This window comes from Citrobacter freundii ATCC 8090 = MTCC 1658 = NBRC 12681, assembly GCF_011064845.1.
Lineage (GTDB): Bacteria > Pseudomonadota > Gammaproteobacteria > Enterobacterales > Enterobacteriaceae > Citrobacter > Citrobacter freundii.
This window is the reverse complement of sequence record NZ_CP049015.1, coordinates 529,526-550,048: the sequence shown is the minus strand read 5'-3', so window position 1 is coordinate 550,048 and position 20,523 is coordinate 529,526. Positions and strand designations below refer to the sequence as shown.

Here is a 20,523-nt window from a genome sequence, read left to right as displayed (position 1 = left end):
ATGGAATTGTCTACACTGACTCGTCAGACGCTAATTTTTATCGATCCGCCGCAATCGTCTCCCGATGCGATCATCCGGTATATGTCTTCAGCATTGTCTGAATGCGGACTCATTACCAATAAAGACGCTTTTATTGACAGCGTTCTGCGCCGTGAAAATGAAGGACCAACCGCGCTGGGAGAAGAGCTGGCCGTCCCTCACGGAAAATGTGATTCCGTCGTGCAGGCGTCGTTCTGCGTCGCCCTTTTTCCCGAGCCAATACTGTGGCCGGGTCTTGAAGGGCCTGAACCAGTACGGTTAGTATTCCTGCTGGCGATCCCGCCAAATGAAGCGGGTACAACGCATATGCAACTGCTCACCCAGCTCACCTCGTCGCTGGTTGAGGATGAGATGCGAAACGCCATGCTTAACGCTACGTCTGCCGAAGAAGTACTGGCGCTGCTCTCGACTGGAACGACACCAGCTCAGGAAGTGCCAGAAAACCGCGTGAAGAGCAGTTACCTTGTACCACTCATTCTGGGTCTCGTCGCCTCGGCAGCCTTCATTAATGCAGGTATCCACTGGATGCAGTCGCTGTCGTCATAGTGTGTTCCGGGCAGCAGATGCCTGCCCGGCTTTACCTTCCTGTTTTTGTTGAATAATTAATCAGAATTTTCTGCCCACAATTTACAATCGCTGTACTGCCCGTCATCTGTACGCTCCGATTTTTACTTTGCGCTACATCAAATAAATCGTAAACATCCTTGATGCAAATCACTACATATAGAACTTAAAATGCACGCCGACCCAATATGTTGTATTAATCGACTACAATTGCTACAACTACAGTGCACCGCTTTACGGTGAAATTGTGGATAAAGTGGGTCAGGATTGCGGGAAGTCATTGGCAATAGAGATGAATAAAGCCATGGCCGCTTCCCCAACCTCTGTGGATAACCTGTTCTTATAAATATGGAGTGATCATGACACCGCATGTGATGAAACGAGATGGCTGTAAAGTGCCGTTTAAATCAGAGCGCATCAAAGAAGCCATTCTGCGTGCAGCTAAAGCAGCGGGAGTCGATGACGCAGATTACTGTGCCACCGTCGCAGAAGTCGTTAGTAGCCAGATGAATGAGCGCAGCCAGGTCGATATCAACGAGATCCAGACAGCGGTAGAAAACCAGCTGATGTCTGGTCCGTACAAACAACTCGCCCGTGCGTACATCGAATATCGCCACGACCGTGATATACAGCGTGAAAAGCGTGGCCGTCTGAACCAGGAAATTCGTGGTCTGGTTGAGCAAACCAACTCTGCTCTGCTGAACGAAAACGCCAACAAAGACAGCAAAGTGATCCCGACGCAGCGTGACCTGCTGGCCGGTATCGTCGCCAAACACTATGCGCGTCAGCACCTGCTGCCGCGTGATGTCGTCCAGGCGCACGAGCGTGGTGATATTCACTATCACGATCTCGACTACTCTCCGTTCTTCCCAATGTTTAACTGCATGCTGATCGACCTGAAAGGCATGCTGACGCAGGGCTTTAAGATGGGTAACGCGGAGATTGAGCCGCCAAAATCCATCTCCACCGCGACGGCCGTCACCGCGCAAATTATCGCGCAGGTTGCCAGCCATATTTATGGCGGTACCACCATTAACCGTATTGACGAAGTTCTCGCACCATTCGTGACCGAGAGCTTTAACAAGCATCGCAAAACCGCTGAAGAGTGGCAGATCCTGGATGCCGACGGTTATGCGCATTCCCGTACCGAGAAAGAGTGCTACGACGCATTCCAGTCCCTCGAGTATGAAGTGAATACCCTGCATACCGCTAACGGCCAGACGCCGTTCGTCACCTTCGGTTTTGGCCTGGGAACCAGTTGGGAATCACGTTTGATCCAGCAGTCCATTCTGCGTAACCGCATTGCGGGCCTCGGTAAAAATCGTAAAACCGCCGTGTTCCCGAAACTGGTGTTCGCCATTCGCGACGGCCTGAACCACAAGTTTGGCGATCCGAACTACGACATCAAACAGCTGGCGTTGGAGTGCGCGAGCAAGCGTATGTATCCGGACATCCTGAACTACGATCAGGTGGTTAAAGTGACCGGTTCGTTCAAAACGCCGATGGGCTGTCGCAGCTTCCTCGGCGTGTGGGAAAACGAGAACGGCGAACAGGTTCACGACGGGCGTAACAACCTCGGCGTTATCAGCCTCAACCTGCCGCGTATCGCGCTGGAAGCCCACGGCGATGAAGCCACCTTCTGGAAACTGCTCGACGATCGACTGGTGCTGGCACGTAAAGCGCTGATGACCCGCATTGCGCGTCTGGAAGGCGTGAAAGCTCGCGTGGCCCCAATCCTGTATATGGAAGGTGCCTGCGGCGTGCGTCTGAAAGCGGACGATGACGTGTCAGAAATCTTTAAAAATGGCCGCGCGTCCATCTCGCTGGGTTACATCGGCATTCACGAAACCATTAACGCGCTGTTTGGCGACAAACATCTGTACGACAGTGAGCAGCTTCGCGCCAAAGCTATCGCCATTGTCGAACGCCTGCGTCAGGCAGTCGATCAGTGGAAAGACGAGACCGGCTACGGCTTCAGCCTGTACAGCACGCCGAGTGAAAACCTGTGCGATCGTTTCTGTCGTCTGGATACCGCCGAGTTTGGTGTGGTGCCAGGCGTTACCGACAAAGGTTACTACACCAACAGCTTCCACCTCGACGTGGAGAAAAAGGTTAACCCGTACGACAAGATCGATTTCGAAGCGCCATACCCGCCGCTGGCGAACGGAGGCTTCATTTGCTACGGCGAATACCCGAATATTCAGCACAACCTGAAAGCACTGGAAGACGTCTGGGATTACAGCTATCAGCACGTGCCGTATTACGGGACCAACACGCCAATTGATGAATGCTACGAGTGCGGCTTTACCGGTGAGTTCGAGTGCACCAGCAAAGGCTTTACCTGCCCGAAATGTGGTAACCACGACGCCGCGCGCGTGTCGGTCACCCGCCGCGTCTGCGGTTATTTAGGCAGCCCGGACGCCCGTCCGTTTAACGCCGGTAAGCAGGAAGAAGTGAAGCGCCGCGTTAAGCATTTGGGTAATGGGCAGATAGGTTAATTTCGACAGTATTATTGCCCGGCAATGCGATGCTTTTCGGGCCATTTTTTCCGCAACGCAATTCACGTCATAGCAAGGCAGCAAATGAGTGGGTCCCGGGGAGCTTACATAAGTAAGTGACTCGGGCGCACGAATGCAGCTAACGCAGCTATGGCGCGAATTGATAAGCGGATGAGAAGCGAAAATGAACTTTCACCAATACTATCCCGTCGACATCGTTAACGGCCCCGGCACCCGCTGCACGCTGTTTGTGTCCGGGTGCGTGCATGAATGTCCCGGTTGCTATAACAAAAGCACCTGGCGGCTCAATTCCGGCGAGCCATTTACCAAAGAGATGGAAGACAAGATCATTGCCGATCTGAACGATACGCGAATCAAGCGTCAGGGGATCTCGCTCTCCGGTGGCGATCCGCTACATCCGCAAAACGTGCCGGAAATCCTGCAACTAGTGCAGCGCGTTCGCGCTGAGTGCCCCGGCAAAGATATCTGGGTGTGGACCGGCTACAAGCTCGATGAACTCAACGCCGCGCAAATGCAGGTGGTCGATCTCATCAACGTACTGGTCGATGGCAAATACGTGCAGGATCTTAAAGACCCGGCGCTAATCTGGCGCGGCAGCAGCAACCAGGTTGTACATCATTTGCGTTGATCGCTAAAGCCGTTTGTTTGCATCGAGATAAACGGCCGAATGTTCTCGTTTGCCGACCGCGACAACAAACACGGTCACAACCTCATCCCGAACCTGGTACACCAGACGATAGCCGGACGATTTAAGCTTAATTTTATAGCAATCTGGAAGACCGTTTAAACGGGCAGAGTCAATTCTGGGGTTCAACAACACGTCGGCCAACTTCTTCTTAAACTGAGCCTTCACCGTATCACCCAGTTTATGCCACTCTTTTAAGGCTCTCGGGTCGAATTCCAGTTCATAAGTCATCCAGACTAACCTTGATTCCTTTTTGCGGGCTGGCCAGCCTCTCCCGGACTGTCTGAATCAGTGTATCTTCGCTGTCGCTAACGGTGACGGTTTTCACTGGCATGCGCCCCGTTTCCGCGACGTACTGAAACAGTAATCGCACAGCTTCCGTTGGAGTAATGTTCAGTTTTTCCAGCACGGCATAAGCCTCATTTTTGAGTTTGTCATCCAGACGGACGTTCAGCGTGGCCATTATGCCTCCAGTAGAATCGAATGTGTAATGCAGTTTAACATTACATACGCATTACATCGAATTCTGGATAACGCCTCTCAAAAACGACTGACACACTCCATGGCGACGGTTTTGAACTCGGTGAAATTCCGGCATGCGCAGAGCCGCGTCATGGCGCGTTCACGCAGGAAGGTGACGAAAATATCGTAGATCGCCATCGCTTCTTCGTACTCGCTTTTACTGATGGCGAGCAGGAAGATCACGTGCGCGGTTTCATCGCCCCAGGCGATACCCTGCGGGGCGAGTATGGTGTAGACCACCGTTTTCTTGGCCAGCAGACCGAGGGCGTGCGGCAGGGCAATGCTGTCACCCAGCATGGTGCTGACGATGGCCTCACGCTCAACCACAGAATCAAGGAACTCTGCGTCGACAAAACCTTCATCCTGCAACTGACGGCATAAGGTTTTGAACAACGTTTGTTGATCCATTGGCTCGTCAATTACACGAAAATGGGCGGCATCGAAGAATTTGTTCAACATCCACGGGCGGGTTCTATCCACCAGCACCAGTTTGCCAATTTGTTCCAGTTGATAATCGGTCGGGAACGGCGCAATCATCGCTACAGGCTTATCTTTTTCACCGATCCGCGCGGTAGAGATGACAAAATCTTCGCTGATGCTTTCCCGCTGTTCGTAGTCACGCAGCGTGACGGTATCGACGATCTCTATCTGCGGATACTTACGCGCCAGCACCGCTTCAATCATCCGCGCCATCGCATTTCCGGCATCGCATACCAGCAGAACCTTCGGCTGTCTCTGATAACCGATGTTGTAACTACGCTCCAGCCCGACGCCAATATGCAGCACGAGGAAGCCGATCTCATTTTCACTGATGGTGTACGGCGTATATTTTCCCCATCCCGAGACGGCGGCCAGCGTCATGTCCCACGCCATGGGGTAGTGCTGTTTAATATTTTCCAGCAGCGGATTGGGGATCATTATCTGGTAACGCACCCGGGTGATCATCGTCTTAATATGCGTCAGCAGGTCAGCATGCAACTGTTTGTCATTCAACAGGTTGTAGTTGTACTGGGTGTTGATAAAACGCAGGATGTAATTGACCAACGCTTCATCATCATCCGCATTGATAGCACTGGGCGCGATCTCTTGTACCTGGCGGGCAGCAATATGCACCTGTAGCCAGTTTTCTTCGGAAACGGAAAGCGGTTTGTCTGCCAGGCGGTGCAGTACCGCCGCGATTTCCCGCGTGGCCAGGCACACCGATTGATCGGCCTCTTCTGCGGCAAAATCCGGGAGTGGATACCCTTCGCTAATCCGCCGTACCGCCACCGCGCAGTACAAGCGTAAAAACAGCTCGCCCTCATCGGTCAGACGAATATGAAAACGAGCGAAAATATCCTGTAAAACGGGCTGTAGCTGCTCAGGGATCCCGGCATTAAGCGCCTCCTGCATCACTAATGGGTGCTGCGGATCCTGCTGTGCCAGCGTCCACAGCAGATCGGTCAAACAGGCGCGAATCGCCATTTCGCTGCCGAACAGTTTCATGCCGTGACGGGGACGCGTTTCCAGCGTCAGATGATAACGTTGCAGATGCTCGCGCACCTCAGCCATATCGTTTTGCAGCGTCGCGCGGCTGATAAACCATTCATCAGCCAAATCTTCCAGCTTTAGCGAGAAAGCCGACGTCAGAAAACGCACCACCAGCCAGTGTATCCGTTCCTGGCTGGTTCGAGGGATGCGTAGCAACGCGTTGGGCTGCTGCGTTTGCAGGGTGTTATAACTTGCCGGGTCGTCAATTTTGAGCTGATAACCGTTACCCCGGCTGAGGACAAACTGTGCGCCGTACTGGGTGAGCAGCGCGTTTAGCGCGGTGATATCCGCCCGTACGGTGCGTGTGGAAACCGACAACCGCTGCGCCAGCTCGTCCTGTGGAAGCGCTTCGTTTTGCAACATGTCAAACAGCTGTGCTAAACGTTGGTTGGGGAATCGCACGTCAGTTTCCTCATCAGTCAGTTAGCCTACGCAGGCCCGGGTCATCGCCATCAGCTGGCGTACGTCATCCGGACGAGTGTTACCACTCACCTTATCAATAATCGAACTATAGATGTGAGGAATGATTTTACTCACTCCGGCATCGAGGGCAATCTGCAGGATTTCAGTGAAATTATCCAGGTCGATACCGCCGGTTGGCTCCAGCCAGAAGTCATGACGGGCGCAGGCCTGCGCTACGGCAATGTACTCTTCACGGCATTTCAGGCCGCCCATCGGGAAGTATTTAATCGAGCTACCGCCCATATCTTTGAGCAGCGCAATCGCGGTTTCTACCGGCACAATACCGTCCGGCGTCTGGCTGCTCAGCGGACCGGTGGAGATTTTCACCCTGCCCGGCATGCCGGTTGGCGAGACCAGACCGTTGACTACTGTATCCTGCTGGCCCAGCAGCGCGCGACTTGTGGCCACGCCGGTAAAGACCTGATTAACATGCTGCGGCTGTACCTGACGGGAAATTTCACTGACCATCGCCGACTGGTTTGGGTCGCCTGCCCCCAATCCCACGGAGAGCGCATTGTCGATAAGCGCTGCGTATTCACGCATATCCGCTACTGCGCTTGCGACATCCGGGTAATTTTTTGACAACACACCAACCAGCACGTGTCCTTCCGCCGCCGCGTAAATATCCCGCGCATTTTCTTTGGAGCCTGCCAGCACGTTCAGGCAGACGCGGTCGCGATAAAAGTTAGGGGTCAGTTTCATACTTCTTTCTCCTGCGAAATCACTTCACCAATTCGACGGGCCACAATCTCCAGCTGCGCACGATCGACGCTGCGCACATCGGCTTCGATAATGCCTTCGTTAGCTTTGTAACCACGGAAGTAAATCGCGTACTCGCCTTGTTTCAGGGCTTCAACCAGTTCGCCCGTGGCGATCCCGGTTACCGCTTCATCAAACTTAATTTCCGTGCGTGCGATGTCGCGCCCTGCGCTATCCCACACCACGCGGGCGCTCACGCCGTTAAGCTGGTTCAACGCATTAATGAACGGCGTCATTTTCTCGACCATCTCCGCGCCACTCTCTTTCTGCGCGTTCAGATACAGTTCGATGGCGCAGGTTAGGCCAAGAATTCCCTCTTTCCCCACCTTCATCGCCCGGCCAATTCCCGCCGTCTGGCGTTTCACCCACTCAACGTACTGGGTTTTACCTATCACCAGACCGCTGGTTGGTCCTTCAATCGCCTTCGCGCCGCTATAAATAACCAGATCTGCGCCAACCCGGTAGTAGCATTGCAAATCTTCTTCCGCCGCCGCGTCCACGATCAGCGGCAGGTTATGCGTACGCGCCACCACCGCAGCCTGCTCCACGCTGAGCATACTTTTCTGGACGCAGTGGTGAGATTTGATATACAGAATGGCCGCCGTACGCGGTGTAATGGCCGCCGCCAGCTGCGCCGCGGAACATTCGTTGGCATAACCAGCCTCTACTAACTTACCGCCGCCAAGCGCCACCATGGTCCCCACCGGAGCGCCAAAGTTGACGTTGTGGCCTCTGGGCAGCACGATTTCGTTGTTCTCGATGGGCGTGACGTGCAGGTTCTCCAGCAGCCAGTCGCTGTCTTTAACCAATACGCCAGCCACCGACAGGGCGATCCCCGCCGAGGCGCAAGAGACAACGGTTGCCCCTTCCACTTCCAGCAATTTCGCGATGTAGTCGCCGGTTTTATTGACAAGATCTTTCATCTCGAAATAGTGGTTCATCCCCGCCATCGCCGCTTCAACCACTTCTGGTCGCGGCGTGGAAACGCCAAGCGCCGTCATGCGGCCGGAGGTATTAATCACCTGTTTTAAATCGTATTTCTCAAAAATCGAAGGCATGTTCCGCGCTCCCTTGTTCGGTCGTATAGCCCTTGCCCGCACGTATTGCGGCAAGCGGCACCAGCAGTTGTTCAGCCTGCAGGCTGTCGTTTTCTGCATCTACCAGCACGGTTGGCTGGCGCTTAAGCGTAAAGAGGGTTAAATCAGCATCAAGACCGACCTGCAGTCGCCCCTTCTGTTTCAGGCGCAGGCCGTCGGCAGCATTGGCGGTAACGCACTCAATGACCTGCGGAAGCGACATCCCAATGGCGAGAAATTTCGACATCACATTCGCCAGAGAATGCACCGGGCCGCTGATACGGTTGCGACAGTAAATATCGGAACTGATGGTGTGTGGCAAAATCCCCAGTTCAATAGCGCGTTTTGCCACCGCAAAGCTCAGGCTGGCGGTGCCATGCCCAACGTCCAGACGCACGCCGCGTGAAATCGCCCGCGTCACTGACGCCCGCAGCTCGCCTTGCGGCGTCAGAATGCGGTTCGGCTTACCGTTGTAGCAGTGGGTAATGATGTCACCCGCGCTCAGGCGCTCGGCGATCTCATCCAGGTCCGGCGGGTTGTTGCCGATGTGCACCATCAGCGGCAGGTCGCCGTTCTCTTTTTGCATCGCTTTGGCGCGATCCAGCGGGGTGATGCCATTTTCACCGACTACGCTGCTACTCATACGTGCCTTCAGACCGACGATAAAATCAGGGTGGCGTTTCACCGCCTCTCGCACCGCATCAGCGTCAATATTGGCCATGTTGGCCAGCTCGTTCTGGGCGATAAGCCCAACGCGAGAGATATTCAGCAACGCATACACCTCGGTGGCAGCTTCCCGGGTCAGGGTGTAAAAATCGTCGATGTCATCCGACCCGGTACTGCCCGCATCCACCACAGTAGTGACGCCAGTCGCAATACCGACGCTATCCGGCTGGTCGTGGTAAATCGGGGATTTCGGGTAGCAATGAACGTGGGAGTCAATCCAGCCTGCGCTGACGTAGCACTCGCCGCCCAGCTCAATGGTTTTCAGCGCCGGGCCATCAACGTCGCCCAACGCCGCGATCTTGCCGTCTTTGAGCGCAATATCACTCACCGTATCGTCAACGAGGCGCGCACGGCGCAGGAGTAAATCAAACATCGCTCTCTCCTATGCCGGATGGCGGCGTAACCGCCTTATCCGGCCTGCAAATCAACAGTTAGCTAATGGCAATCGGGAAGATGGACCCGAGGATCATTGCCCCAAGGATCGCCCCGCCGGTAATCGGTTTTTGCCACAGATAAAACAGCAGCGCACCCGCCAGAGAACCGATTCCGATAGGAATAGAAGCCGTCATCGCGCTGAGGATAATCAACGGTCCGAGGAAGCGGCCGGAGGCGTTACCGGCCCCCATCATGACGTCCGCACCGTAGGTTGAGTCGCTCTGGTTGATGGTGAACTTACGCGCCAGAATGATGATGTAGCCAATCGCCAGACCAATCACCAGACCGGTGACCAGCGAGGCGGCAAAGTTGGCGACCGGGAAGATAATGCCCGCGCCCAGTAGCAGCGCCGGAACGCCTAACCCAACCCCGGTCTGAATCGCCCCGCCGATATCCAGAATCCCCACCAGCGAACCTTCAATGATGCGGGCAAACAGGAAACTTGCGCCAAATGCCGCCACCGCCCCGTAGGAGCCGGTATCCATTCCCGCCTTCAGCATCGCCACAAAAGCCACTTCGTTAAATGCGCCAATACCGTACAGGTAGTACATGTGCGTTCCGGCAAATACGCCGGATGAGAGCAGGCCCACGAAGATCGGGAACGACCAGTCAGCGAACCAAAAACCTTTATTCTGTTCCATGATGACCTCCGTTATTTGCCGCTGAGCGAGTTGTGGATAAGTTCGAGCCAGTTAGGCACGGTCAGATGGAAGGATTCGATCATCTTCATATCGAAACCGCGGAAGAAGCCGCTCAGGACAAACAGCGCGACGATAGCTACCATCATCACTTTCGTGACGTGGTTCCAGCCGCTTTCTTCAACACCTTTGCCGATCAGAATACCGAGCACCAGCCCCGGAACGGCGTTGCCCATGATCAGCTGCGCCGCGCCGCCAAAAACGGTGGCCCAGAAGCCGGATTTCTTACCGGCGTCGATCGCCGCCAGCCAGAAGATCACCGGCATCACGGTGTTAACCAGCAGGTTAGCCGCTGGCACCAGCACCTTGACGGCGGTAACCTGCAGCGCTTCCGGTACGGATGACGCAGTGAGGTTCAGGAAGGTCACCACGATCATCCCGATAACGCCGCAGGCAATTGCCATGCGCTTAGGATCGTGCAGCGTTTCACCGACGTTGCGATTTTTAATCATCAGCGCGGCGGCACCCCAGTTGGGGATGATGCGATGGTCGACGTCCTGAGTGAACGCCCCCGCCGCAACGGAGGAAGCCCAGGCGTTAAAGAAGAAGCCCAGACCGAACGAGAAGTGAGAAGCCGGATCCCCTTCGCAGGAATTCAGTTCTCCAAGAGTACGAAACGCGCCCATCCCTTGAGTGGTAGGCGCATGAAACATGCGTGCAGCCCCAGCGCCGACACCAACGCCAACCAACGCGCCGATGATGAGCGATTTTATTAATATTATCAGGAACATAATTATGCCTTTTAATAGAAAATCAGCGTTGCGTAACGAAATCCACCTTGTCGAGATTGATGGCAGTCACGTTGACGGTCACGTCCAGCTCCACGCTGAAAGTGCGTCTTTCCCGGCGCAAAAAGAGGAATAAAAACGCCTCTTTACGCACCGATTCACGCGCTTGAACAACCTGCACATCCTGTGGCTCAATACGCAGTAAGATATGCGGCGACGCTTTCATCACCGCAGCCTGAACGTGGTTCAGGGCATCGGCAAAGGCGCGAGCTTTGGTCTCGCCCTTACCCGTGACTCTCACCGTGGTGGTGAATTGCTCTTTCATGCTTAAGCGCCGTGTTTCTTTTGCCAGGCCTGCACCAGGCGCTCGCCGAGCTCTTCTTTGTCCATAAAGCCGAATCCCAGTACGTTGCACCCTTCGTTGATGGCGGTTACCCCTTCATCGACCGAACGCATGCCGTATTTCGCCTTGTAGCCGTATTTGGTCTGCGCAGTAATCGCACCCGCACCACCGCTGCCGCAAAACGAGATACCAAAGGTGGCGTTTTCCGCCTTCATCACGTCACCCAGCTTCATATCTGCTGCAACGCCCGGCACCACAACGGCACGGCCACCCGCTTTCTCTACGCCTGCCGCCACTTTCTGGCCTTTACCCAGACGATCGCCAATCACTACGGTAATCTGTTCCATCTTTTTCTCCTTAAAGGTTGTCTTTCGCGACTTCAAAGTGCACCGACAGCAGCCAGGCCTCTTCCTCAGGAAGATTGCCAAACTCGGCGACCACGTCGCGGGCAAGCGCCATTGACTCGGCAGATATTTCATCAAACAAGCTGGCATCGACTTCTGGTAAGGGTTCACCCGTTACCGAGCGGTGCGCCATGGCGCGAACATGCGACGTCAGCATCTGTTCCTGTACGGCGTTGGGAATAATGTTGCGTTCACGCAGCAAGGCATACACCTGCGCCAGCATGCGGTCGGCCAGTTCCACCGATTCCCCCATGTCATTCATTACAGCTCCGTTATTCACTCGTCTTACCCCGTTAATGTCTCTGAGGGTAAATTAGCGACGGAGGTTATAAGTTTGTAGCGAGTTGTTTTCCACTTCGAAGTGGAAAGGTGTGCAGCGATAGTGATCTGTGCCGCAAAAAGGGCTGGAACCACGATTTATCACCGGAAGAATGTGATTGAGATCGCAAGAGTGGGCAGCAAAATGGAAGGAAGTGCGAACAATGAATGGACGATAAAAATGAAAAAATGTGATGGGGATAGCGTTTACTTATGGGCGTGTAGTAGCGGGGGATTTTATCCGGCCTACGGGTATGCAGGCCGGGTAGCGCAGATTAGCGGAACTTCTTGTGGTTTTCGTTGCGCGTGGTTTTCAGCTCTTCCGCAACGGCTTTCGCCTCTTTAACTTTACCTTCGTTCGCCAGCTTCAGCGCGCCGTCAATCTGGCCGATCAGCGTGTCAAAGCCGTGGCGGAAATCTTTCATCTCCGGGCTGTCCGGGGATTTGTTTTCCAGCTTCGGCGGCGTACCTTTTTGCGCGTCCAGCGCGGCTGCACGCATTTTGGTTAACGCGTCTTTCAGTTCAGTCGCATTATCCGTTTTTTCGACAATTTTCAGGTTGTCGTTGAGGATCCCCATGTCATCTTCGAGATCGGCTGCAAACGCAGAAGAACCAAGAACCAGCGTTGAAGCCGCGACGATCGCTAACAGGTGTTTACGCATTGCTCACTTCCTTTTTTATTATTAAAAATTAACGCCTTAACGAGTATTACTGCCCGGCGATTTTCATCTCCGGTAACAATACCGAACCACATTGGATATTACTGCGCGTTTCAATATCGTTCCCCACGGTCACAATATTGCGCCACATCTCTTTTAAGTTACCGGCGATGGTAATTTCGCTCACCGGATACTGAATTTCACCATTTTCGACCCAGAAGCCCGCCGCGCCGCGCGAGTAATCGCCGGTAATGCCGCTTACGCCCTGTCCCATCAGCTCAGTAACCACAAGACCTGTACCCATCTCTTTGAGCAACTGCTCGAAGCTTAGACCTTGTCCCGGAATTCGCCAGTTGTGGATCCCGCCTGCATGCCCAGTACTCTTCAGGCCCAGCTTACGTGCGGAATAGTTAGTCAACAGCCATTGAGTCAGCACGCCTTCTTTAATGATGTCACGGCGTTCAGTCCGTACCCCTTCACTGTCGAACGGTGAAGACGCCAACCCTTTCAGCAGGTGCGGATGTTCTTCAATAGTCAGCCATTCCGGCAGAATTTGTTTGCCCAGCGAATCCAGCAGGAAGGTGGATTTGCGGTACACCGAACCGCCGGCGATCGCGCCGACCAGGTGTCCGAACAGTCCGGTCGCTACTTCGTTGGCGAAAATCACCGGCGCTTTCATGGTGGACAGCTTACGCGGAGACAGGCGTGATAAGGTACGGCGAGCACAGTCAGCCCCCACCCACTCCGGCGTTTGCAGATCGCCCATCGCCCGGCCAATGGTGTAGGCGTAATCACGCTCCATATCACCATTTTCTTCCGCGATCACGCAGCTGGAAAGGGAATGACGCGTGGAGCAGTAGCCCTGCAGCATGCCGTGGCTGTTACCAAACACTTTGATGCCATAGTGGCTGTTAAAGCTGCCGCCTTCGGTATTGGTGATACGCTTATCAGCCTGCAGCGCCGCCTGTTCAGCACGAGCGGCCAGTTCGATGGCTTCATCAGGGGAAACTTCCGCCGGGTGGAACAGGTCCAGATCGGGCGCATCAAAGGCCAGCAGTTCTTTATCTGCCACGCCTGCGCACGGATCCGGCGAAGTGTAACGTGCAATGTCCAGCGCAGCCTGCACGGTGCGTGCAATCGCCTGCGGGCTTAAATCGGTGGACGATGCGCTGCCCTTACGGTTCTGGTGATAAACCGTAATCCCCAGAGCACCATCGCTATTGAATTCGACGTTCTCCACTTCACCATAACGGGTGCTGACGCTAATACCCGTGGTCTTGCTCACAGCGACTTCCGCGCCATCCGACTTACCTGACGCTAATTCCAGTGCCGTCGAGACTGCTTCTTCCAGAATCTTACGCTGCGCTTCAACTTGTGAGATTACTTTCATCGCAAATGCCATAATGTAGAGAGAGTTTCTCTGAAGTCTAACAGAGAACCGTTTTTCAGTGCGCATCTTAACTGGTAACATTAGCCTCTTTTTTTAAGGAGCCTGAAATGACAAAGCAGCCCGAAGACTGGCTCGACGACGTTCCCGGTGATGACATCGAAGACGAAGACGATGAAATTATCTGGGTCAGTAAAAGTGAAATTAAACGCGATGCCGAGGAGTTAAAACGCCTGGGTGCGGAACTGGTTGATCTGGGGAAAAACGCGCTGGATAAGATCCCGCTTGATGCGGATTTACGTGCCGCCATTGAGCTGGCCCAGCGTATTAAGATGGAAGGACGCCGCCGCCAGCTGCAGTTGATTGGCAAAATGTTGCGCCAGCGCGATGTTGATCCTATCCGTCAGGCGCTGGACAAGCTGAAAAATCGTCACAACCAGCAGGTCGTTGTCTTCCATAAGCTGGAGCAACTGCGTGACCGTATGGTTGACGGTAGCGATGAAGCCATCGAAGAAGTGATGAGTCTGTGGCCTGACGCCGACCGCCAGCAACTGCGTTCGCTGGTACGTAACGCCAGGAAAGAAAAAGCGGGCAACAAGCCGCCAAAATCTTCCCGCCAGATCTTCCAGTATCTGCGTGAACTGGCGGAAAACGAGGCCTAACCTCTTCGTCTGCCGAAAGTGCCGGATGGCGGTGCAATCACCTTATCCGGCCTACAATCCGTTAACACGTTGTAGGCCCGGTAAGCGTAGCGCCACCGGGCATTTTTTTACTCTTCCGCTTCTGCCTGAGCTTTCTTCGCCAGGCCATCCAGCAGTTTTTGATGAATACCACCAAATCCGCCGTTGCTCATCACCAGAATGTGATCGCCTGGCTGCGCGGTTTTCACCACCATATCTGCCAGGGCATCCACATCGCCACTCCAGTGTGCCGGCTGAACGCAGGCTTCAGCGACTTCGGCTACCTGCCACGGAATATGCGGAGGTTGCAGCAGGAACACTTCGTCCGCACGGCCTAGCGACGGCGCCAGATCGTCTTTGCACAGGCCCATTTTCATGGTGTTCGAGCGAGGCTCCAGCACTGCGATGATGCGCGCCGTACCGCCCACTTTACCGCGCAACGCCGCAAGCGTTGCCAGAATGGCCGTCGGGTGATGGGCAAAATCGTCATACACCGTCACGCCATTGGCTTCACCGCGCAGCTCAAGACGACGACGGGCGTTAATGAATGAACCGAGCGCATTAGCTGCATCTGCAGGCACGACGCCCACATGGCGCGCGGCCGCAATCGCCATCAGACCGTTATGCATATTGTGCTCGCCCACCAGGCCCCACTTCACTTCGCCGACTTTTTCACCGTCCAGCCATACTTCCCACTCAGAAGCATCGGTGGTCAGTTTTTTCGCCTGCCAGTGACCTTGTTCGCCCACCAGCTCTTGTTCGCTCCAGCAGCCCATCGCCATCGTCTGTTTCAGATTGATGTCGTTTTCCGGGTAGATGATGCGTCCCTGGCCCGGCACGATACGCACCAGATGGTGGAACTGTTTCTGGATCGCTTTCAAATCGTCAAAGATGTCCGCGTGATCGAACTCAAGGTTGTTGAGGATCAGCGTACGCGGGCAGTAATGCACGAATTTAGAACGCTTGTCGAAGAACGCGCAGTCGTACTCATCTGCTTCAATCACGAAGAAGTCGCTTTCGCCAAGACGCGCAGAAACCTCGAAGTTACCCGGTACGCCGCCGATCACAAAGCCAGGCTTATAGCCGCAGGCTTCGAGGATCCAGGTCGCCATTCCGGCGGTGGTGGTTTTGCCGTGCGTACCCGCAACCGCCAGTACCCAGCGGTCGCGCAATACAAAGTCATGCAGCCACTGCGGGCCAGACATGTACGGAATGTTCTTCTCGAGAACCGCTTCCACACACGGATTACCACGGGTCATGGCATTGCCGATGATCACTAAGTCCGGCTGCGGGTCGAGCTGGCTGGCATCGTAACCCTGAATCAGATCAATGCCTTGCTTCTCAAGTAAGGTACTCATCGGCGGATACACATTGGCGTCCGAACCGGTTACTTCATGACCGAGCGAGCGCGCCAGCATCGCCAGACCGCCCATGAAAGTGCCACAAATTCCCAAAATATGAATGCGCATACGTCACTATCCTTTTTTAATCTGGGGGCCATTTTACGCACATGTCCGGCAAGTGAGAAACGCATTTCAGGATATTCCGCAGTTTGCTGGCGCGATTCACCTAAGCGCAACAATGGAAATATTTGTTAATATTGTTGCGGTCGCTTTACTCCACATAAATTGCAGGGAAAGTGTTATGAAAACGTTAGGTGAATTTATTGTCGAAAAGCAGCACGAGTTTTCTCATGCTACCGGTGAACTCACTGCTTTGTTGTCGGCAATAAAGCTGGGCGCCAAGATCATCCACCGCGATATCAACAAGGCCGGTCTGGTCGATATCCTGGGTGCCAGCGGTGCTGAGAACGTGCAGGGAGAGGTTCAGCAAAAACTCGATCTGTTCGCGAACGAAAAACTGAAAGCTGCACTGAAGGCGCGCGACATTGTGGCGGGCATTGCCTCGGAAGAAGAAGATGAAATCGTCGTCTTTGAAGGCTGTGAACACGCTAAATACGTTGTGCTAATGGATCCGCTGGATGGCTCATCCAACATCGATGTTAACGTCTCTGTCGGTACGATTTTCTCTATTTACCGCCGCGTAACCCCAGTCGGTACTCCGGTCACGGAAGAGGATTTCCTGCAACCGGGCAACAAGCAGGTTGCTGCAGGTTACGTGGTTTATGGTTCTTCCACCATGCTGGTGTACACCACCGGCTGTGGCGTGCACGCCTTCACCTACGATCCTTCTCTGGGCGTATTCTGCCTCAGCCAGGAACGTATGCGCTTCCCGGCGAAAGGCAGCACGTACTCCATTAACGAAGGTAACTACATCAAATTCCCGAACGGCGTGAAGAAGTACATTAAATTCTGCCAGGAAGAAGATAAATCAACCCAGCGCCCGTACACCTCGCGCTACATTGGCTCTCTGGTTGCGGACTTCCATCGCAATCTGCTGAAAGGCGGGATCTACCTGTACCCAAGCACCGCCAGCCACCCGGAAGGGAAACTGCGTCTGCTGTATGAATGCAACCCAATGGCCCTGCTGGCCGAGCAAGCGGGCGGCAAGGCGAGCGACGGTAAAAATCGTATTCTGGATATCATCCCGGAAAGCCTGCACCAGCGCCGCTCCTTCTTCGTGGGTAACGACCATATGGTTGAAGATGTAGAACGCTTTATCCGCGAGTTCCCGGACGCGTAAGCGCAACATCCGGCCTACAGCACGTTGCAGGCCGGATAAGCGAAGTGCCATCCGGCACAATACGGTGATATTGCCGGATGGCGGCGTAAACGCCTTTATCCGGCCTACGCGCGGTTACGCTGTCTGTAGCTTAAATACGGCCATTGCTTCGATTAGCGCTGAAGACTGTTCTTCCAGCGAGCGGGTAGCCGCTGACGACTGCTGTACCAGCGCCGCATTTTGCTGCGCCGTTTCATCCATCTGAATCACCGCAATATTCACCTGTTCTATGCCGCGACTCTGTTCCTGGGACGCACTGGCAATTTCACGCATCAGTTTGGTCATGCGCATGACTTCATTGGCAATCTCATCCATGGTTTCGCCCGCCTGCTGCGCCAGTTCGCTGCCTTCCCCTACGTGGGTGTGCGAATCGCTGATTAACGTGCGGATCTCTTTGGCCGCCTCGGCGCTGCGGCTGGCCAGATTACGTACTTCACCTGCAACAACCGCAAAGCCCCGCCCCTGCTCACCGGCGCGCGCCGCTTCAACGGAAGCGTTGAGCGCCAGGATATTGGTCTGGAAAGCAATACCGTCGATTACGCTGAGGATGTCGGCGATTCGGCTGGAGCTGCCGGAAATATCGCGCATTTTCTCGATCACATAGCACACCATTTCACTACCGCGATCGGCGGTATCCGACACCGATTTTGCCAGTTGGTGAGCCTGTTCCGCGTTCTGCGCATTCTGTTTCACCGTCGCCGTGAGTTCTTCCATGCTGGCGGCGGTCTGCTCCAGTGAAGTGGCTGTCGATTCAGTGCGTTGCGCCAGATGCTGGTTCCCGGCCGTCAGTTCACGACTGCCAATATCAATTTGCGAACTGGCATCGCGTACGCGTTGTACCGAGTCGCCCAGCGCATGGCGCATGTCATCCATTGCCGCGTTCAGTCGGTTGAATTCAGCGCTGGCCGACAGCGTGGTAACCGGTGATAAATCCCCCGTCGCCAGACGTTCCAGTTGCTCAACCATATTATCCAGCGGTTTGAGAAACTTATTTCGCAGCATAAACCAAATAACCGCCAGCAATGCGATAGCAGCCAACATCGCAGCGCTCATAATACCGTGATAAATCAATGATGTAATGACACGCGTCGAGGCATATAGCCCCATACCACCGGTCAGTAACAGAAGGAAAGTCAGCAAAGACAATAACACCAACAAACTTGATCGAATTGAAAGGGATTTTGGCATCGTTATATTTCCGGTTGTAGGGTTAAAACAGACCTGTACAGAACCTATCGACTACAACCGGAAAAAGTTTAGGTATTTAAATGTTTTGTGCAAAATCAGGATGTTACTTTGGTGTTGCCGCCGTACCCACTCGGGTAACCGGCGAGCTTTGACGATTTTCCCAAAGTACCGTCAGACCGCGTTGTAACGCTATAAAAATAAACAATAAAATGCCAATCGCGATCTTCGTCCACCAGGAACTTAATGTGCCATCAAAATTAATGTAGGTCTGGATCAACCCCTGAATGGCGACGCCAAACAACGTACCCAACACCGTTCCCACGCCGCCGCTTAGCAGCGTTCCGCCAATCACCACTGAGGCAATCGCATCCAGCTCAACGCCAACGCCCGCCAGCGCATAACCCGCCTGGGTGTAAATGGAAAACACAATGCCGGCAAGCGTCGCCAGCCCGGTAGACAGCATATAAATGCGGATCGTTGTGCTGCGAGTAGAAATGCCCATCAGGTTAGCAGAGGTGGCGTTGCCGCCAATGGCGTAAACCTGATTACCAAAGCGCGTACGGTGCGCAAGGAAGATGCCAATCACCACCACGCCCAGCATTAACAACCCCATCGCGCTCAGGCGACCGCCGCCAGGAATTTTCCATGCCAGACTTGAGAGCGTGTCATAAATCGGATGGTTAATTGGGATCGACTCTTCAGAGACCAGATAGCTGACGCCGCGCAGGAAAAACATTCCCGCCAGCGTAATAATGAATGCTGGGATCTTCAGCGCATCAATCAGTAACCCCATAAATGCGCCAAACGCGCAGCCCATCAGCAAAATCAGGGGGAACGCCAGCAGCGGGGAAATACCCCAATAGCCAATGGCCTTCGCCAAAAATACGCCGGTAAACGCGATCACCGAGCCAACGGAAAGGTCGATCCCGCCAGAGAGGATCACGAAGGTCATGCCCACGGCAATAATCCCTAAAAAAGCGTTATCGGTCAGGATATTGCAAATCACCCGGGTGGAAGCAAAAGCTGGAAACTGCGTCAGGCAGTAAAGGTAGCCCAGCACAAACACGCCGAGGGTGATCATCAGCGGTAAATTACGTTTTATCATGACCACGCACTCCTTTTATCAGGCTGATAAAGCGTTGTGATTGCACGACCAGCACACACAACACCACCACGGCTTTGACCACCTGATTCAGTTCCGGCTGGAAGCCCGACAGCAAAATCCCGGTGTTCATGCCCTGAATAATCAACGCGCCTACCACCGACAGCAGCAGGTTAAAGCGCCCGCCCATTAGCGAGCCACCACCGATGACTACCGCCAGGATGGCATCCAGTTCCAGCCATAATCCGGCGTTATTGGCATCTGCCCCACGAATATCCGCCGTGACGATAATGCCAGCGATAGCCGCGCACAGGCCGCTCAGCACATAGGTGAGCATCACGATAATGCGGGTGTTCACCCCAGCGTTTTTTGCCGCACGAATGTTGATACCCACCGCTTCGATAAACATACCCAGCGCCGTTTTCCGCGTCAGCAGCCAGAACACCACCAGCGTGAGCAGTGCAATAATTACCGGCGTAGGGAACAGTAAGAGCGAGCCGCTACCAAACCACGACAGCTCGGGCGAGTTGAAAGTGACGATTTGCCCGGAAGTGATAAGCTGCGCCACTCCACGCCCGGCCACCATCAGGATTAGCGTGGCGACAAACGGTTGGATCTTGAGTATGGCCACCAGAATCCCATTCCACAGCCCAGCCAGAATGCCGGAGCCTAAGGCGGCAAGCAGCACCACCGGTAGACTGTGCCCGGCCACCGTCATCGCCGCAGTAGTGGCGCCAGCAATAGCCATGACGGCCCCCACGGAAAGGTCGATGCCGCCGGTGGCAATCACCAGCGTCATACCAATCGCCAACAGCGCCACGGGAGCGGCGCGGTTGAGAATATCAATCGGGCTACCAAACAGCCGACCATCCTGCAAAATCACCTGGTAGAAGTGCGGGGCGACCAGGCTATCCACCAGCAGCACCAGCAGTAACGCCACCAGTTGTGGCATCCCCTTTGGCCAACGGAACCGCCGTTTAGGCGGATTGGATTGAGGGAGAGATTGAGGCATCACCA

General features: G+C 54.4%; 22 protein-coding genes. 5 read left to right on the top strand and 17 right to left on the bottom strand.

All coding sequences use genetic code 11. The features are described from left to right. The 3 genes from G4551_RS02725 to nrdG all read left to right on the top strand — a co-directional run bounded on the left by G4551_RS02725 (position 1) and on the right by nrdG (position 3,750). The gene (locus tag G4551_RS02725; RefSeq protein WP_003839584.1) at positions 1-585 is read left to right on the top strand and encodes a fructose PTS transporter subunit IIA; all 585 of its coding nucleotides are present in this window, start codon (positions 1-3) and stop codon (positions 583-585) included. Between the two features lie 377 nt (positions 586-962). Further along, a complete protein-coding gene (gene nrdD, locus G4551_RS02720) occupies positions 963-3,101 on the top strand; it encodes an anaerobic ribonucleoside-triphosphate reductase (protein ID WP_003839582.1) in 2,139 nt (712 codons plus the stop codon). 184 nt (positions 3,102-3,285) lie between these two features. Further along, positions 3,286-3,750 (top strand): anaerobic ribonucleoside-triphosphate reductase-activating protein, encoded by a 465-nt coding sequence (gene nrdG, locus G4551_RS02715; protein WP_003839580.1) that lies wholly within the window; start codon positions 3,286-3,288, stop codon positions 3,748-3,750. 3 nt (positions 3,751-3,753) lie between these two features. Here the strand turns inward: nrdG and G4551_RS02710 are convergent, their stop codons facing one another. The 13 genes from G4551_RS02710 to pmbA all read right to left on the bottom strand — a co-directional run bounded on the left by G4551_RS02710 (position 3,754) and on the right by pmbA (position 13,869). Next, the gene (locus G4551_RS02710) at positions 3,754-4,038 is read right to left on the bottom strand and encodes a type II toxin-antitoxin system RelE family toxin (RefSeq protein WP_003839578.1); all 285 of its coding nucleotides are present in this window, start codon (positions 4,036-4,038) and stop codon (positions 3,754-3,756) included. Beyond that, on the bottom strand, positions 4,028-4,270 hold the full coding sequence (locus G4551_RS02705; RefSeq protein ID WP_003839576.1) for a type II toxin-antitoxin system RelB/DinJ family antitoxin: 243 nt from the start codon (positions 4,268-4,270) through the stop codon (positions 4,028-4,030). The genes G4551_RS02710 and G4551_RS02705 overlap by 11 nt, the downstream gene beginning before the upstream one ends. Before the next feature lie 77 nt (positions 4,271-4,347). Continuing rightward, the gene (locus G4551_RS02700) at positions 4,348-6,261 is read right to left on the bottom strand and encodes a BglG family transcription antiterminator (protein WP_003839574.1); all 1,914 of its coding nucleotides are present in this window, start codon (positions 6,259-6,261) and stop codon (positions 4,348-4,350) included. A gap of 21 nt (positions 6,262-6,282) precedes the next feature. Next, positions 6,283-7,023: a 2-dehydro-3-deoxy-phosphogluconate aldolase gene (dagF, locus tag G4551_RS02695; protein WP_003025772.1), complete on the bottom strand. Its 741-nt coding sequence runs from the start codon at positions 7,021-7,023 to the stop codon at positions 6,283-6,285. Beyond that, positions 7,020-8,138: a DgaE family pyridoxal phosphate-dependent ammonia lyase gene (locus G4551_RS02690; RefSeq protein ID WP_003025770.1), complete on the bottom strand. Its 1,119-nt coding sequence runs from the start codon at positions 8,136-8,138 to the stop codon at positions 7,020-7,022. The genes dagF and G4551_RS02690 overlap by 4 nt, the downstream gene beginning before the upstream one ends. Beyond that, positions 8,122-9,255 (bottom strand): amidohydrolase/deacetylase family metallohydrolase, encoded by a 1,134-nt coding sequence (locus G4551_RS02685; RefSeq protein WP_003839572.1) that lies wholly within the window; start codon positions 9,253-9,255, stop codon positions 8,122-8,124. Before G4551_RS02685 ends, G4551_RS02690 begins: the two co-directional genes overlap by 17 nt. A gap of 58 nt (positions 9,256-9,313) precedes the next feature. Next, complete coding sequence (locus G4551_RS02680) at positions 9,314-9,958, bottom strand: DUF4310 family protein (protein WP_003830379.1); 645 nt, start codon at positions 9,956-9,958, stop codon at positions 9,314-9,316. 11 nt (positions 9,959-9,969) lie between these two features. Further along, entirely contained in the window at positions 9,970-10,746 is a 777-nt protein-coding gene (locus G4551_RS02675) for a DUF4311 domain-containing protein (RefSeq protein WP_003025764.1), read from the bottom strand. Positions 10,747-10,768: 22 nt separating this feature from the next. Next, complete coding sequence (locus tag G4551_RS02670; RefSeq protein ID WP_003025762.1) at positions 10,769-11,068, bottom strand: DUF4312 family protein; 300 nt, start codon at positions 11,066-11,068, stop codon at positions 10,769-10,771. A 2-nt stretch (positions 11,069-11,070) separates the two neighbouring features. Beyond that, positions 11,071-11,433 carry an SFCGS family glycine-rich protein gene (locus G4551_RS02665; protein WP_003830384.1) on the bottom strand — a complete coding sequence of 121 codons (363 nt, stop codon included), beginning with the start codon at positions 11,431-11,433 and terminating at the stop codon, positions 11,071-11,073. 10 nt (positions 11,434-11,443) lie between these two features. Beyond that, positions 11,444-11,752 carry a glycine dehydrogenase gene (locus G4551_RS02660; protein ID WP_003025758.1) on the bottom strand — a complete coding sequence of 103 codons (309 nt, stop codon included), beginning with the start codon at positions 11,750-11,752 and terminating at the stop codon, positions 11,444-11,446. A 331-nt stretch (positions 11,753-12,083) separates the two neighbouring features. Beyond that, positions 12,084-12,470 carry a cytochrome b562 gene (gene cybC / locus G4551_RS02655; RefSeq protein ID WP_003025756.1) on the bottom strand — a complete coding sequence of 129 codons (387 nt, stop codon included), beginning with the start codon at positions 12,468-12,470 and terminating at the stop codon, positions 12,084-12,086. A gap of 46 nt (positions 12,471-12,516) precedes the next feature. After that, positions 12,517-13,869 (bottom strand): metalloprotease PmbA, encoded by a 1,353-nt coding sequence (pmbA, locus tag G4551_RS02650; RefSeq protein WP_032937740.1) that lies wholly within the window; start codon positions 13,867-13,869, stop codon positions 12,517-12,519. A gap of 95 nt (positions 13,870-13,964) precedes the next feature. On the opposite strand from pmbA, the gene yjgA reads away from it, so the two are divergent. Continuing rightward, positions 13,965-14,516: a ribosome biogenesis factor YjgA gene (gene yjgA, locus G4551_RS02645; protein WP_003839565.1), complete on the top strand. Its 552-nt coding sequence runs from the start codon at positions 13,965-13,967 to the stop codon at positions 14,514-14,516. 107 nt (positions 14,517-14,623) lie between these two features. Here the strand turns inward: yjgA and mpl are convergent, their stop codons facing one another. Continuing rightward, positions 14,624-16,003, bottom strand: coding sequence for a UDP-N-acetylmuramate:L-alanyl-gamma-D-glutamyl-meso-diaminopimelate ligase (gene mpl, locus G4551_RS02640; RefSeq protein WP_003839563.1), 1,380 nt, complete (start codon positions 16,001-16,003; stop codon positions 14,624-14,626). A gap of 175 nt (positions 16,004-16,178) precedes the next feature. Between mpl and fbp the strand changes: the two genes are divergently transcribed. Further along, entirely contained in the window at positions 16,179-17,177 is a 999-nt protein-coding gene (gene fbp, locus G4551_RS02635) for a class 1 fructose-bisphosphatase (RefSeq protein ID WP_003025742.1), read from the top strand. Between the two features lie 114 nt (positions 17,178-17,291). Here the strand turns inward: fbp and G4551_RS02630 are convergent, their stop codons facing one another. From G4551_RS02630 to ytfT, 3 genes are all read right to left on the bottom strand, one after another. Further along, on the bottom strand, positions 17,292-18,404 hold the full coding sequence (locus G4551_RS02630) for a methyl-accepting chemotaxis protein (RefSeq protein ID WP_003839560.1): 1,113 nt from the start codon (positions 18,402-18,404) through the stop codon (positions 17,292-17,294). Positions 18,405-18,507: 103 nt separating this feature from the next. After that, positions 18,508-19,509 carry a galactofuranose ABC transporter, permease protein YjfF gene (yjfF, locus tag G4551_RS02625; RefSeq protein ID WP_003025736.1) on the bottom strand — a complete coding sequence of 334 codons (1,002 nt, stop codon included), beginning with the start codon at positions 19,507-19,509 and terminating at the stop codon, positions 18,508-18,510. Beyond that, complete coding sequence (gene ytfT / locus G4551_RS02620; protein ID WP_008323019.1) at positions 19,496-20,518, bottom strand: galactofuranose ABC transporter, ATP-binding protein YtfT; 1,023 nt, start codon at positions 20,516-20,518, stop codon at positions 19,496-19,498. The genes yjfF and ytfT overlap by 14 nt, the downstream gene beginning before the upstream one ends. Positions 20,519-20,523: the final 5 nt, after the last annotated feature.